Source organism: Butyrivibrio sp. LB2008 (genome assembly GCF_000621565.1).
Taxonomy (GTDB): Bacteria; Bacillota; Clostridia; order Lachnospirales; family Lachnospiraceae; genus Butyrivibrio.
The window spans coordinates 291,656-305,738 of sequence record NZ_KK211307.1 but is presented as its reverse complement, the minus strand read 5'-3'; the positions used below and the strand labels follow the sequence as shown (position 1 = coordinate 305,738).

The window sequence follows — 14,083 nt, the reverse complement described above, 5'->3', positions numbered from 1 at the left end:
CTACCTCCCTAAAAAATAAAAACTACTGTATGAATGATTACGAAGACTTTGTGACAGCAAGAAGATTCTTGAACTCAGAATTAAGTCCTGCCATCAGTCCCTGATATTTAAGCTGATTAGCTGCAAGGGTAACATTCTCAGTATCTATATCAACATTATTTTTGTCGGTCCTGTAAGAAAAATTCGAGTAATCGTTGACAACTCTTGCTTTTAGATGCTTATCCTTTAAATCCGAAACTTTCTGGTCCATCGTTCTGTATCTTGAGTTTCCGAGCGCTCTTTCAAGCTCGTCCTCAAAATTCAGATCCTGTCTCTTGTACCCCGGAGTGTCTACATTCGCTATGTTGTTTGCAATAATCTCATTTCTTGTCCAAGACGCGTCAGAAGCCTTATCCAAGACATTGATATAATCAAAAACATTGCTGTTGATCATCCTTTTTCCTCCTCTTTAGATCATAAAGATGGGTACACTTTATGTATCATACTTATATTTATAATAGAATTTTTTTAGCTAAAATACAAGTAAAATATACTTTATGTTGTACCTAATTTTCAAATAAACTACTAAATGAAGTGCAAAAACTTATTTTAAACACAACTTAATTAAACGAATAAATTAACATTAATATTAAACAAACGTTTTTATATATTATTTTTAACTATTTTATATAGCTTGCACAAAATAGAAGAAGGAATTTACCTTATCGATAAATCCCTTCATCATATGCACCGATCCGTGTAAAACTATATTTTTCCAAATTGTATCTGAAAGTTACATTTCCTGTCTCAATTTCTTTATCTCACTGAAGACAACATCGTTAATAACTTTTATATATGTTCCCTTCATTCCCGAAGATCTTGATTCGATTACTCCCGCGCTCTCAAACTTTCTGAGTGCATTTACGATAACGCTTCTTGTTATTCCTACTCTGTCTGCAATCTTACTTGCAACAAGTACGCCTTCCATTCCGTCAAGCTCATCAAAAATATGAATAATAGCCTGCATCTCGGAAAATGATAATGTTCCGATTGCCGATTTAACAACCGCAAGTTTCCTGCTCTCTTCCGCATTTTCTTCGTTTACGGCACGCAGCATCTCAAGACCTACAACGGTTGTACCGTACTCACACAGGATAATATCATCAATATCATAGGGTTTATCGGTCTTATAGATAAAAAGAGTACCAAGTCTCTCACCGGCGATCTCTATCGGAGTTATTATCGCCTGAAACTTACTGCTGTCAATGCCTTCAAATCCCAAAGTCTCAAGATTGACATTTTCTTTGGTGGAAAGAATAGTCAAAAGCCTCTCATTCAACATAGGATCAATAAAAGATCCAACATTGTCTACAAGAAGCCCGCTAAGTGACTCAACACTTGCGCTCTCGCCAATTCCGAGCACCTTGCCTTTCTTACTTATTACAAACATATTTGATGAGAGAATATCGCATAAAACTCTGCAGATATCATTAAAGACAACTTTTCCCAGATTGCTGTTGTGAAGCAGTTTGCCAATCTTCCGAGTTTTATCCAGTAGCTGAACACTACTCATAAGAATCTCCTTCTATGCAAAAAAAGAATTGTTTTCATGGTGTCATTAAAATATTAGCATAAAAATATAGGCGCTTCAAACAATAAAGCGCCTACAATTATGAAAAAAATCTAAATTTTACTAAATATTCAATCAACTCAATTTTTCTTCTCGAGTTCATCCTTGTTGCATACAAAACCACATTCGGTATTTGTGCATGCAATCTTGCTGCTTTTCGCAACCATAAGGCTTCCGCACTTAGGACACTTGGATGCAACAGGTCTTGCCCATGACATAAAATCACATTCCGGATTGTCTATACATCCGTAGAAGATACGACCTTTTCTGGTACGTTTCATTACAATATCCTTACCGCACTTAGGACATTCAACACCAATCTTCTCGTAGTAAGGCTTGGTATTCTTGCACTCGGGGAATCCGGGACATGCAAGGAACTTACCATGTGGTCCGTACTTGATAACAAGATTTCTTCCGCAAACTTCGCAGATCTCATCTGTAACCTCATCCTGAACCTGTATCTTCTCCATCTCCTTCTCTGCATCGGCAACAGCCTTGTCGAGATCCGGATAGAAATTCCTAATAACAGTCTTCCACTTAACTTCTCCGTCAGCGATACCGTCAAGGAGCGACTCCATGTTTGAAGTAAAGTTGACATCGACAATCTGAGGAAAAGCATCATTCATCATCTTATTTACAGCCTGACCAAGCTCTGTAATATAAAGACTCTTATTTTCCTTTGTTATATAGTGTCTTGCAATAATCGTAGAGATTGTAGGAGCGTAAGTACTGGGTCTTCCGATTCCGAGTGCCTCAAGATCATGAACAAGAGAAGCTTCCGTATAATGAGGAGCCGGCTGTGTAAAATGCTGATCCTCTTTAAATGACTCAAATGTGAGCTTTGAATCTACACCGAGATTTGAAGAAATAACATTCTTTTCAACCTGATCGTCTTCGTCGGTATAAACATTAAGGAAACCGTCAAATACAGTCTTTGACGCAGCCATTGTAAATCTGTGCTCACCTGCATCAATCTTAACGGATGTAGTCTCATATTTTGCGGCAGCCATTCTGCTCGCCATGAACCTTCTCCATATAAGCTGATAAAGTCTGAACTGATCTTTTGAAAGATATTCCTTAACAGTAACGGGATGTCTGTCTATGTATGAAGGTCTGATTGCTTCATGAGCATCCTGAATCTTAACATCCTGCTTCTTTACACCTGCATTTGAAGCAAGATATTCATCGCCGAAATTCTCTGAAATATATTTATTTGCCGAAGCAACAGCTTCATCCGAAACACGGGTGGAATCCGTTCTTAAGTATGTTATAAGACCTACGGTTCCCTCTTTGCCAAGGTCAATTCCTTCATAGAGCTGCTGTGCGACACGCATTGTTTTCTGTGTTGAGAAATTAAGTGCCTTTGAAGCTTCCTGCTGAAGAGTTGAAGTTGTAAACGGAAGAGGTGCTTTCTTTGTTCTCTCACCTTTCTTTATGTCCGTAACCTTGAACTCTTTGCCCTCAAGAGATGCACAGATTGCATCAAGCTCTGCCTTACTCTCTATTTCTTTTTTCTCAGAGGTTGTTCCGTAGTAATGAGCTACGATAGGCTTTCTCTCGCCTGCAACCTTAAGATCAACATCAAGTGTCCAGTATTCCTTGGGAATAAATGAATCAATCTCTTCTTCCCTGTCAGCGATGATCCTGAGCGCTACAGACTGAACTCGTCCGGCACTAAGCCCCCTCTTGATCTTGGACCAGAGAAGTGGTGAAATGCTGTAACCAACCATTCTGTCAAGAACTCTTCTCGCCTGCTGTGCATCAACGAGATTCATATCAATGTCTCTTGGATGCTTCATTGCTTCCTTAACGGCATTCTTTGTGATCTCATTGAAAGTAACTCTCTGTATCTTAACATCAGATTCATTTAATTTAAGAGCCGAGATAAGGTGCCATGAAATAGCTTCCCCCTCTCGGTCAGGGTCGGTTGCGAGATATACGCATTTAGCCTTCTTGACCTGCTTCCTGAGCGTCGCAAGAACATCTCCTTTTCCCCTGATTGTTATATACTTGGGCTCGAAGTCATTATTAATATCAACCCCCATCTGGCTTCGAGGAAGATCCCTGACATGGCCGTTGCTTGCTGCAACCTCATATCCGGATCCCAAAAACTTCTTTATTGCCTTAACTTTTGTGGGTGACTCAACGATAAGAAGCGAATTTTTCTTATCCGCTGTACGCTTGCTACCTGCCATTGTTTAAATTATGCCCCTTCATATATATTAATTTTATGTTATGATCGTTTTGCTTAAAACTCACGTTCTTATTAATATACATTTTTAAAGTTTTCGTCAACCCCTTTAATCAATCATTATCAATTTGCAGCCACTTTCACCTGTTTTGAAAGATGGTGAATTGCCTTTTCTTCGTACATTCTGCTATCTACAAACGACATAAAGTCTTTATCATGCATATCCATCTCTTTGCTGTATACAGCGATACCTGCGCTTACAGAAAGATCAAGTTTGCCCTTGTTGCTCCACTCAAAATCTTCAACAAGTTTTTTAACCTTCATGATTTTCTTGTCAATCTCCGCCTCATCGGTTATATGAGTTATGATGCAGAACTCATCTCCGCCATACCTTCCGACAACATCCTTCTTGTCAAAAGTATCGAGCAGAATTGCCGCAATACCTTCAAGAACTTCATCACCGACTTTATGCCCGAAGTTATCATTGATCTGTTTGAAATAATCAATATCAACCATGATTGCACAGAAAGGATTCGTTTCACTCTCCACGATAGCTCTTCTAAGAGCTGCATCTATTCCTCTTCTGTTCACTGTACCTGTAAGATAATCCATATGTATGTCTCTTCTCTGCACATAGATAAAAAGAACCATGAACGCAAATACAGAAGACGCATAAGCAAAGTTGATATATGGAATAAAGTACTGAAGTATTTCTCCCGTTACAACAATGATCGGAAGAGCCTGAATAGGAGCCACGTACCATTTATGAATATGGTTCTTATATACTGTTATAAATGCAAATATTATCGCACATGATAAAATCTGTACCAAAAGTCTCAACATATACAGGCTCCCTCTCTCATATCCATTTTTAAAAGATGTATAGAACCAACCCTTTGACAGAAAAGCATCAAGTGAAACTAATATGCAATTGAATATCGCGTAGATCATTATGGGGTTAATATATGCAGTCCTGCCTTCCTTGTCCTCTGAAGTCACAAAACTGTCGATATATTTAATTGCAAATAGGAAACTGAACGGATCCAAAGCATATATCAGGTAATTTGAAAGCTTTGAAAGGAACATGTAGTTTCCGTCTGACAGACTTACAATGTCTCTCACGGCGGAACCCCCGACCAAAACGGCCATTATCCCGATCAATCTGATATACGCTACACTGGAATGCGACTTTCTGCCCCTCTCCTGGAAGAACAGTAACATAAGAGACAGAAACAATGTGTAGACATTAATTACCAAATCCCCTAAGAACGCCATATCCATAGCTAATCCCCCTATAAGTTTAAGAAAACGTTGCCTATGTGTTGCCAATATTTCCTAAACGAAAACCCTTATACATTTTTACTACGGAGGTTTGTTTTTTTCAAGACGCCCTAGTCATAATAACCAAAAATTAGTATCGGATTTGCGAGTATTGGTGCAGTTTTATGCATATTTTATAAAAATTTTCTAAACAATATCACTAGATATTATAAAATCAATACAATTTTAGCCCTGATGTGATATTGTATTGTCTATATTTTCAGAAAGCCAGTCAATCCACTCATCAAAGCCCTCTCCGGTCTTTGCACATATAGGAATTATCTTGGTTTTGGGATTTCTTAATAATATGTTTTCTTTGCATTTTTCGAGGTCAAAATCAAAATATGGCATCACATCGATTTTATTAATAAGAACCACATCACATATAGAAAACATGAGGGGATACTTAAGAGGCTTGTCATCTCCTTCAGGAACAGAGAGGATCATCGCATTCTTGGTACTTCCCGTATCAAATTCTGCGGGGCATACAAGGTTTCCGACATTCTCAAGAACAGCAAAATCAACGTCCTCAACACCAAGAGCCTTCACTCCCTGCCTTGTCATGTCAGCATCGAGGTGACACATACCTCCTGTATGAAGCTGAATAGCCTTAACGCCTGTATCCGCAATCTTAAGTGCATCTACATCCGAGTCGATATCGGCTTCCATAACGCCTATACGATATTTATCCTTAAGTTTACTTATAGTCTGGGCAAGAGTTGTTGTTTTTCCCGCTCCTGGCGAAGACATAAGATTCAAAAGAAAAGTCTTACTCTCCTTAAGCTCCTCTCTGAGCTTGTTTGCATCCTCGTCATTGCTCTCAAAAATACTTCTTTTCAGATCGATAATCCTTACATTCGCCATATGTAACACCTCCAAATTTTATAAAAATTTTATAAATTAATTAGTGATTAATCCTCATAAACTTTTTATGAATTGAAAAGATCTGCTTTTCTGCGGATCATCTCATCAATCTGAGACATATAAAGCTTAACATCTTTAACATTGTCACATCTCTCAATCCTGCCGTCATAACCATATACACGTTTTGTAACAGTTCCCGCACCAAGAGCAACAATAGACTGAACTTCTTCATTAATAAGAATATTGTAAATTCCGGCTTTACCGGGGCGCGCATAACCTGTATTTTCATAGTTACCGCTTATATTCTTCTGTCTGTAAAGATAATACGGTGTAAGCCCCATGGAAAGAGCTCCTTCCGAAGCAATTCTCATCATCTCTTCCGTATTATTTATAGATGAAAAGATATCGCCCTTAAACTCACCCTTCTGCTCTTTGAGCTTTAAGACCTCGGCAAGCTTCGATCCTCTCTTTATCGCAAGAGAATGCACCGTAAGATCGTCGGGATCAAGCTTTTTTATCTCAGACATTGTATATCTGACATCATCCGCAGTCTCATTGGGAAGTCCCAGAATTATATCCATATTGATGTTATCAAAGCCCTCTTCCCTTGCCATATTGTAGGCATCGACAAGCTGGCTCACAGTATGGCGTCTTCCGATAAGTTCAAGCGTTTTATCTCTCATGGTCTGAGGATTAACAGAAATTCTCGTAACCCCCATCTTCTTCATGGAAACAAGTTTTTCTCTCGTGATCGAATCAGGTCGTCCCGACTCAACCGTAAGCTCTTTTACATTGGAGACATCGAGTTTGTCGTAGACATAGCCAAGAAGCCTTTCTATCTGATCGGGAAGAAGCGTCGTAGGTGTACCACCGCCAACATAGATGGTATCCAGTGTCTTACCTTTAAAATTCTCAGCCACATAATCAATCTCTTTCATGATGCATGCGAGATAATCGTCGACAATACCCGCATACGAACATATAGGATAAGAAGTAAACGAACAATAAAGGCACGTTGTCGGACAAAACGGAATGCCTATATAAAGGCTGTATCCGTTGTCATAATCTATATTCTTTAAAATCTCTTTTTCTCTGTGTGCGATTGAAAGACTGAGTGCGATCTTTTCATCACTCGTATAATAATTGTCTTTCATGTACTTAAAAATATCCTCATCGTTCATGTTCTGTTCGATGAGATTCATAACTATTCTCGTAGGCCGTATTCCGGTAAGATTGCCCCACGGAAGCTCTCTTTTTGTTTCAAGGTTAAGAAGCCTGTATATATTCTTTTTCAGATCGTTTTTGGATACAGAAACATCAATATTGTATATCTTATCTTCTTCATTCGCCTCATATGTTCCATCAGCCGAAGCAATAACCTTTACATCTTCCGAAGGAAAAAAAGCCTTAAAAAGCGAATGAATATCATAACCGTATTTATCTTCCGAAGTAATTATCTTGATCATAAAAACACCTTGTCAAAAAAGAAAGAATGCAAAACGCATTCTTCCATAAATAACTTTACCTTAACTACTATAAACATGCACACTGCATATATAAGAAGAATCCCCTTATGCGTAAGGATTGTACTCTTTTTCATGTCCTATAGTCGTTATATCACCGTGCCCCGGATAAACAATCGTTTCATCCGAAAGAGCGAATAGTTTCTCTCTTATAGACCTTACAAGCTCACTCGTAGAACTTGTAGGAAAATCAGTTCTTCCGACCGATTCCTCAAAAAGCGTATCACCGCTCATAAGTACATTATCATCTTCAAAATAATAGCAACATCCACCGGATGTATGACCGGGAGTTGCGATAAGCTTGCAGGACAATCCCGCAGCTTCGATAATATCGCCGTCTTTATATGTAATGTCAGGCTTAATACCAAAATTTGTACCAAAAGAAACAGACAGGTTGAGATGAGGATCGCTGCATATAGCAGCTTCCTTCTCATAACAACCGACCTTAGCTCCCGAAAGCTCCTTGAGCTCCGGGATTCCCATAATATGATCGAAATGTCCGTGAGTCAACAGGATAAGATCAACGACGAGATTATTTTTTGAAAGCTCATCAAATATTCTTTTACCCGCATCCGCAGGATCAAAAACAATAACATGTTTCTTGCCGTTTTCGTCGATTTTATCCGCATCAAAAACGAAATAGCAGTTTGTTGCCACCATTCCCAGCGTCAAAACTCCGACTTGTATGTTGTGCTTACTCATCAGCCCGTTGTCCTTTCGATGTCGATCACGCTTTCGATCATTCTTATCTTATCTACAATGCCCCTAAGCTGGCCTCTTGAAGAAACCTTGAAGGACATTTCCATAGTCGCAAGCCCCTGTTTGCTGGTTCTTGTGTTCATTGAAATAATATCAATATCTTTTTCCGTAAGAGCTCTTGATATATCGGCCAAAAGCCCGTTTCTGTTATTCGCAAATATCTTGATCGTCGCAACATATTTGCCGCCGCTGTGAGAATCGGACTGCCATCTGGCTTCGATAAGCCTTGTCTTGTCCTCTTCCTGCATCTTTATAACATTGACGCAGTCTCTTCTGTGAATCGAAACTCCTCGTCCTCTTGTGACAAAACCGCATATTTCATCACCGGGAACAGGATTACAGCACTTGGAGAATCTTACTGCGACATCATGAACACCCTTAACAATGATGGCATTGTCAGAGCTTGAAACCTGCGGTGTGATATTTGACTCGGCAACAGCAGCAAGAACCTCTTCATCGGTCATATTGCGCTTGTGCTCTTTTTCACCAAGCTCAAGCATCTTGTTGATGATCTGGCCTTCCTTGAGTCCGCCGTGTCCGACAGCCGCAAGTACCGCATTCCAGTCATGGAATCCGTATTTTGTGATTACAATATTTTGAAACTCTGGCTTAGTGATAGAGAAAAGATCTATACCTTTACTCTTACAATACTCAATAAGAAGATCTCTACCCTTAGCTATGTTTTCTTCTTTCAGTTCATTTCTGAACCACTGATTTATCTTATTCTTGGTTGAAGTAGCCTTTGCGATCGAGAGCCAGTCTCTGCTGGGCCCTCTTGAATTCTGGCTGGTAATGACCTCAACTCTGTCACCGTTTTGAATCTTATAGTCAATTGGCACAAGTTTTCCGTTGACTTTGGCACCTATCATCTTGTTGCCGACAGCCGAATGTACGCTGTATGCAAAGTCAATAGGTGTGGAACCTGCCGGAAGATTCTTAACTTCTCCCGTAGGTGTAAAGCAATAAACATCCTCTGAAAAGAGATTAAGATCGCTCTTAAGCAGATTCATAAACTCCTGGTTATCAGACATGTCCTGTTGCCATTCCAGGATCTGACGAAGCCATGTGAGCTTTTCCTCTTCACCGTTCTCGGCTTTTTTACCATCCGATGCTTCTTTGTACTTCCAGTGTGCAGCGATACCGTATTCAGCAGCTCTGTGCATATCATAAGTTCTTATCTGGATCTCAAAGGGCTGTCCCGTCTGACCGATAAGCGTCGTATGAAGTGACTGATACATATTGGGCTTAGGCATGGCAATATAATCTTTAAACCTGCCCGGAATAGGCTTGTACATCTCATGAATAACACCGAGTGCAGCATAGCAATCTTTTACCGTTCCGACAATAATTCTTATGGCAAAAAGATCGTATATCTGATCCAGGGTCTTATTCTGATTGCGCATCTTCTTATAAATACTGAAGAAATGCTTTACTCTTCCGTTTACGTCTCCGTTTATTCCGGCATCCGCGATGGCACTTCTGACTTTCTCACAGATATCCTCGACATACTTTTCTCTCTCGTTCTTTCTGACAGCAACCTTTTCAACAAGATCGTAGTAAATGTCGGGCTTAAGATATTTAAGCGAAAGATCGTCAAGTTCAACCTTGATACGGCTGATACCTAGTCTTCCGGCAATAGGTGAATAAATATCAAGAGTTTCCTGCGCGATCCTCGACTGCTTCTCGGGAGGCATATGTTCAAGCGTACGCATATTGTGAAGTCTGTCTGCGAGCTTGATCAAAATTACTCTGATATCCTTTGCCATGGCAAGGAACATCTTACGCAGGTTCTGAGCCTGCATATCAATCTGCTCCTGAGTCTTGTTGACCATATCATTATTGGTATGGAGCTGCAAAGCAGCGAGCTTTGTAACACCGTCAACCAAAAGGGCAACATCGGCACCGAAACTCTCTTCTATCTGTTCTTTTGTAAGGATCGTATCTTCAACAACATCATGCAATAAGCCGGCGGCAATGGTCTCTTTGTCCATTTCCAGATCAGCCAGTATTATTGCAACACAAAGAGGGTGAATTATATAAGGTTCACCCGATTTTCTAAGCTGCTCCTTATGCGCTTCAGCCGCTTCCTGATACGCCTTCTCAATCAGTGTAATGTCGTCGGACGGGTGATATTTCCTTACCCTCGCAATCAGTCCGTCGTACAGTTTGTCAGGCGATTGGAATTCTTCAATGGCTTCAATTTTTCCATCATCGAAGTCCTGTGGCATGCAAATTACTTCCCTTCGTAACTTATTGCAGAATCAAGTCTGTACTTACTAAGCCTCTCTCTACCCTTTAATCCTTTAAGTTCCATAAGAACAAGGATGCCGGCAACTTCGCCGCCAAGCTTCTCAACAAGCTTGATCATAGCTTCAATTGTTCCGCCTGTAGCCATAAGATCGTCTACCAAAAGCACCTTCTGTCCGGGCTTGATAGAATCCTTGTGAAGCTCAAGTACTGCCTTACCGTACTCAAGATCATACTCAACTTCGATAGTCTCGCAAGGAAGTTTTCCTTTCTTACGAACAGGAACAAGTCCCTTTCCTCTTGCATATGCAATAGGTGCACTGAAGATGAAACCTCTTGACTCAGCTCCCAAAACGACGTCAAAATCAAGGTCCTTAACAAGATTACTCATCTCATCGATTGCGAGTTTAAATCCGTCAGGATCCTGCAATACAGATGTGATATCTCTAAACATGATACCTTCTTCAGGAAAATTAGGAATGGTTCTGACATAATCTTTTAATTCTTTCATACGAAAAAGTCCTCTCTGAACAATGCACAAATCGTGTGTTCACACAAAAAATAATTTTTCAACATAAAATTATAACACAAAATGCGGCTTTCCGCGAATAATGTTTATACTCGGCAGGCTGTTTGCAGTGGATGGGGGCTCCCGAAGGTCAGGAAGATATTTATTTAAACTGTGACTTCGCTTGTTTTCATGGGGGTCCGGGAATGTTACAAAAATTCTTTCGGCTCAAAACTCCGGATGTCTTCTGCGAAGACATCCGTCAAACAGTGAGCCTCAGGGCAGAATTTTTGTAACATTTCCGGAGCCCTCATGAAAACTAAGCTCTGTCACAATGTTTAAATAAATATCTTCCTGACCTTCGGGAGCTCTATAACCACCGCAAAAAGCACTGCATGATAAGTATTTTTGCCTTGCAAAAAGAGATTAACGAATGTATAATCTCTTTTGTGTGAATTTTATGAAAGTCACATGTGCTGGAATAGCGCAGTTGGTAGCGCAACTGATTCGTAATCAGTAGGTCGAGGGTTCAAGTCCCTTTTCCAGCTCTAAAAAACAGCAATCATCCATTTTCAAGATGATTGCTGTTTTTTATGTATTTATATTTTCTATCAACTGTATATTTGCAGACTTAATTTTTTTCGCGTATAAAAATTATAATATTCGGCTCATTCACTGTTCATAGTGTAGCTCTCTTGGCTCGCCGTCAACTGTATAGTGTAATATTTTGTTCTCTGTGTCCATTGATACAAAATCACCGCCGCGAAGTTCAGCGTATCTTTCGTCATTTGCCGAGAAATCGACATCGGTGTTCTTGTGTTCGTAATAAAACATAACAGGGCGCATTGTATCGCCAAAATCTGGCTCTCTCTCAGCTTCCGTCATCATAAAGTAATCAAGATCGTGTACTCCTTCAATGGAAAGTCCCCATGTCGGATCGATAAAATAGCCGACTCCGTCAATGGTAACATATGTCCATGCATGTCCGTTATCGCCCGTTCCGCCTTCATACTTCACAGCTTCAACTCCGCACTGAAGCAGCAAAAAGTTATACACCGAGCTAAGATCGTCACAAATACCTTTTTTATCCATGAATGTCCTGTATGTTCCGTATGTTCCCTTAGGCACATCGTTGATTTTTCCGGATTGATTATTACTATATTCATCCCAGTCATATGTATAATTCTTGACCATATATTCATAAAGAGCGACACATTTCTCGAAATCGGTATAATCTTCGCGAACATTCTCTTTTATAATATCAGCGACCAGCTTTTCAAACTCCTCTTGTTTCTGCTTGAATTCTTCTTTGGGAATATCATATATGATTTTTCCGACTCCATCCGAATATCCGTCAAGGAAATCAACACCCAAAGCAAATCTCGCAACCGGGAAATACTCATCAAGCGGGCCACCGCTAAAACACCATTCATAAGTCTCGCGACTCGCAGCCTTAAAAGTATCTTCACCCGCTTCAAGAGCATTGCATAAATTTGTGAATGTCTCCCACTCGTCCGGGCTATAAGCATCATAGAGCTTCTTTGGATATACATGCGGATTAAACGTAAAATTATACTCTTCCGGCGTTTCCTCTGTCGAAGCTTCCGTAGCCGCGTTGGCCGCCGTACTTTCTTCTATAACAGCCAGGTCATCAACACTCTCGTCAAGATTAGCCTGCTCTCCCGGAGCAATACTCGTACAAGCTGTCAAAAAAGCACAACACAACGCGGTTGCAAAAATCGTTCTCTTTTTCATCAAACTTCAAAACTCCTCTTTTCTCAATTATTTCTGTCCATTCCCCCTCACGAATACTGTCAAACAGTTATTATCCTATAATATTACAAATATCTGAAAAAAATGTGTCCTTTAATTTATAATATAGTACAGCTTTGAAGTATCACATCTGTCTGGCAAAGGATTCCAATCATCTTTATCCATTTCGATGTACCATTTTCCATCCCTCTTATCATATTCCATCCAGCCATAGTCGCCATAGTCGCCCGATATAGGCTCATACCAATATTGATACTGTCTATAATCTTCATTGTACCAGATATAGTAATCCAGCTCTGTGTCATGATAGTTTTCTCCGTCCCATATAAGTATCTTATCGGGATGATATTTTTTTGTACTCAAATGCTCATACTGGCCTTTGCCTATATATTTCAACCATAATTCAGATTCTTGGTTTTCTTCTTGCGTGATCTCTTTTTGGGCAGAAATATCAGGAATTTCAATTTCGCCCATACATGCAAGCAGAATAATGGCTGATAGTAAGAAAATAATAACGCCAATTAGCTTACCGCCTAAACCATCAGAATAAAAATAATCTTTACCTATAGACGATAGTTGCTTTACTTTATCTTCTGTATCAATCGCAACATTTAAAAAGCCGCCGCAATTTGGGCACTGATAATTACCTTCCAAACTCAAAGTACTACTTTGACCGCAATTTCCACATATACATGTCGCCCCCAAAGAACCCGCCAAAGCCGCAGCATCATACCTGTCATTGAATTCATCGTACCAACCTGCTTTATGTAATTCACCTTTTTTATCTTTCCAATCCGATTCAAAAAGCCTGTAATCATGGTCTTTACAACAAATGCAACGAAATGAATAATATCCCTTCGCAGGTTTACTTGCTTTTATCCTTGGATTAGTCCTACGTACAGTCATATACATATCTTCATCCGGCGGACGACTACTTCCTCTATAATCTCTATAGTCTCTATAATCGTCATAATCGCGATTATGCGAATATGACCTTCCTCCGGAATATGAACCACCACTCGAGAATGAGCTTCCACCTGAATGTGATTCACTACCTGAGAATGAGCTTCCGCCCGAATGTGATCCACCACCCGAGAATGAGCTTCCGCCTGAATATGAACTGCCACCGCTTGAACCGCAATGACTTGAACTTGAATGATTGCTTGGCATAACTTTCCTTCCTTTATCTACAAACCTTCGCCTTCGGAAATAGTTTCACATAAGACACAGTATTATAAATTCACGATATTATAGTTATCTACTAATTAATTTATTGAATAAAGTATTAA

General features: G+C 39.8%; 11 protein-coding genes and 1 tRNA gene. 1 reads left to right on the top strand and 11 read right to left on the bottom strand.

From position 1 onward, the window contains the following. Window positions 1-37: 37 nt before the first annotated feature. The 9 genes from flgB to T356_RS0116060 form a co-directional block, all read right to left on the bottom strand. A complete protein-coding gene (gene flgB / locus T356_RS0116100) occupies window positions 38-433 on the bottom strand; it encodes a flagellar basal body rod protein FlgB (RefSeq protein ID WP_026515382.1) in 396 nt (131 codons plus the stop codon). 339 nt (window positions 434-772) lie between these two features. Beyond that, a complete protein-coding gene (gene codY / locus T356_RS0116095; RefSeq protein ID WP_026515381.1) occupies window positions 773-1,552 on the bottom strand; it encodes a GTP-sensing pleiotropic transcriptional regulator CodY in 780 nt (259 codons plus the stop codon). A gap of 137 nt (window positions 1,553-1,689) precedes the next feature. Next, window positions 1,690-3,804 carry a type I DNA topoisomerase gene (gene topA / locus T356_RS0116090; protein WP_051563500.1) on the bottom strand — a complete coding sequence of 705 codons (2,115 nt, stop codon included), beginning with the start codon at window positions 3,802-3,804 and terminating at the stop codon, window positions 1,690-1,692. A 119-nt stretch (window positions 3,805-3,923) separates the two neighbouring features. Next, a complete protein-coding gene (locus T356_RS0116085) occupies window positions 3,924-4,922 on the bottom strand; it encodes a GGDEF domain-containing protein (RefSeq protein ID WP_197020932.1) in 999 nt (332 codons plus the stop codon). 384 nt (window positions 4,923-5,306) lie between these two features. Continuing rightward, the gene (gene hypB, locus T356_RS0116080) at window positions 5,307-5,984 is read right to left on the bottom strand and encodes a hydrogenase nickel incorporation protein HypB (RefSeq protein ID WP_026515378.1); all 678 of its coding nucleotides are present in this window, start codon (window positions 5,982-5,984) and stop codon (window positions 5,307-5,309) included. Window positions 5,985-6,049: 65 nt separating this feature from the next. Further along, on the bottom strand, window positions 6,050-7,450 hold the full coding sequence (gene hemZ / locus T356_RS0116075; RefSeq protein WP_026515377.1) for a coproporphyrinogen dehydrogenase HemZ: 1,401 nt from the start codon (window positions 7,448-7,450) through the stop codon (window positions 6,050-6,052). A 105-nt stretch (window positions 7,451-7,555) separates the two neighbouring features. Continuing rightward, window positions 7,556-8,209, bottom strand: a complete 654-nt coding sequence (locus T356_RS0116070) for an MBL fold metallo-hydrolase (RefSeq protein ID WP_035781387.1) — start codon at window positions 8,207-8,209, stop codon at window positions 7,556-7,558. Further along, entirely contained in the window at window positions 8,209-10,494 is a 2,286-nt protein-coding gene (locus tag T356_RS0116065) for a RelA/SpoT family protein (protein ID WP_035781384.1), read from the bottom strand. Before T356_RS0116065 ends, T356_RS0116070 begins: the two co-directional genes overlap by 1 nt. A 5-nt stretch (window positions 10,495-10,499) precedes the next feature. After that, window positions 10,500-11,024, bottom strand: a complete 525-nt coding sequence (locus T356_RS0116060) for an adenine phosphoribosyltransferase (protein ID WP_026515374.1) — start codon at window positions 11,022-11,024, stop codon at window positions 10,500-10,502. Window positions 11,025-11,496: 472 nt separating this feature from the next. On the opposite strand from T356_RS0116060, the gene T356_RS0116055 reads away from it, so the two are divergent. Continuing rightward, window positions 11,497-11,569 (top strand) — tRNA-Thr (locus tag T356_RS0116055). A 124-nt stretch (window positions 11,570-11,693) separates the two neighbouring features. On the opposite strand, the gene T356_RS0116050 is transcribed toward T356_RS0116055, so the two are convergent. Both T356_RS0116050 and T356_RS21360 read right to left on the bottom strand, forming a co-directional pair. Continuing rightward, the gene (locus T356_RS0116050) at window positions 11,694-12,776 is read right to left on the bottom strand and encodes a transglutaminase-like domain-containing protein (protein ID WP_026515373.1); all 1,083 of its coding nucleotides are present in this window, start codon (window positions 12,774-12,776) and stop codon (window positions 11,694-11,696) included. Between the two features lie 111 nt (window positions 12,777-12,887). After that, entirely contained in the window at window positions 12,888-13,964 is a 1,077-nt protein-coding gene (locus T356_RS21360) for a hypothetical protein (RefSeq protein ID WP_197020931.1), read from the bottom strand. Window positions 13,965-14,083 lie beyond the last annotated feature (119 nt).

What these genes read in the sequence shown, in the direction of transcription:
- codY (WP_026515381.1), bottom strand. Translation starts at nt 1,552, where the DNA reads ATGAGTAGTGTTCAGCTACTGGATAAAACTCGGAAGATTGGCAAACTG.
- T356_RS0116050 (WP_026515373.1), bottom strand. Translation starts at nt 12,776, where the DNA reads ATGAAAAAGAGAACGATTTTTGCAACCGCGTTGTGTTGTGCTTTTTTG.
- T356_RS21360 (WP_197020931.1), bottom strand. Translation starts at nt 13,964, where the DNA reads ATGCCAAGCAATCATTCAAGTTCAAGTCATTGCGGTTCAAGCGGTGGC.
- T356_RS0116065 (WP_035781384.1), bottom strand. Translation starts at nt 10,494, where the DNA reads ATGCCACAGGACTTCGATGATGGAAAAATTGAAGCCATTGAAGAATTC.
- flgB (WP_026515382.1), bottom strand. Translation starts at nt 433, where the DNA reads ATGATCAACAGCAATGTTTTTGATTATATCAATGTCTTGGATAAGGCT.
- hemZ (WP_026515377.1), bottom strand. Translation starts at nt 7,450, where the DNA reads ATGATCAAGATAATTACTTCGGAAGATAAATACGGTTATGATATTCAT.
- topA (WP_051563500.1), bottom strand. Translation starts at nt 3,804, where the DNA reads ATGGCAGGTAGCAAGCGTACAGCGGATAAGAAAAATTCGCTTCTTATC.
- T356_RS0116070 (WP_035781387.1), bottom strand. Translation starts at nt 8,209, where the DNA reads ATGAGTAAGCACAACATACAAGTCGGAGTTTTGACGCTGGGAATGGTG.
- T356_RS0116060 (WP_026515374.1), bottom strand. Translation starts at nt 11,024, where the DNA reads ATGAAAGAATTAAAAGATTATGTCAGAACCATTCCTAATTTTCCTGAA.
- hypB (WP_026515378.1), bottom strand. Translation starts at nt 5,984, where the DNA reads ATGGCGAATGTAAGGATTATCGATCTGAAAAGAAGTATTTTTGAGAGC.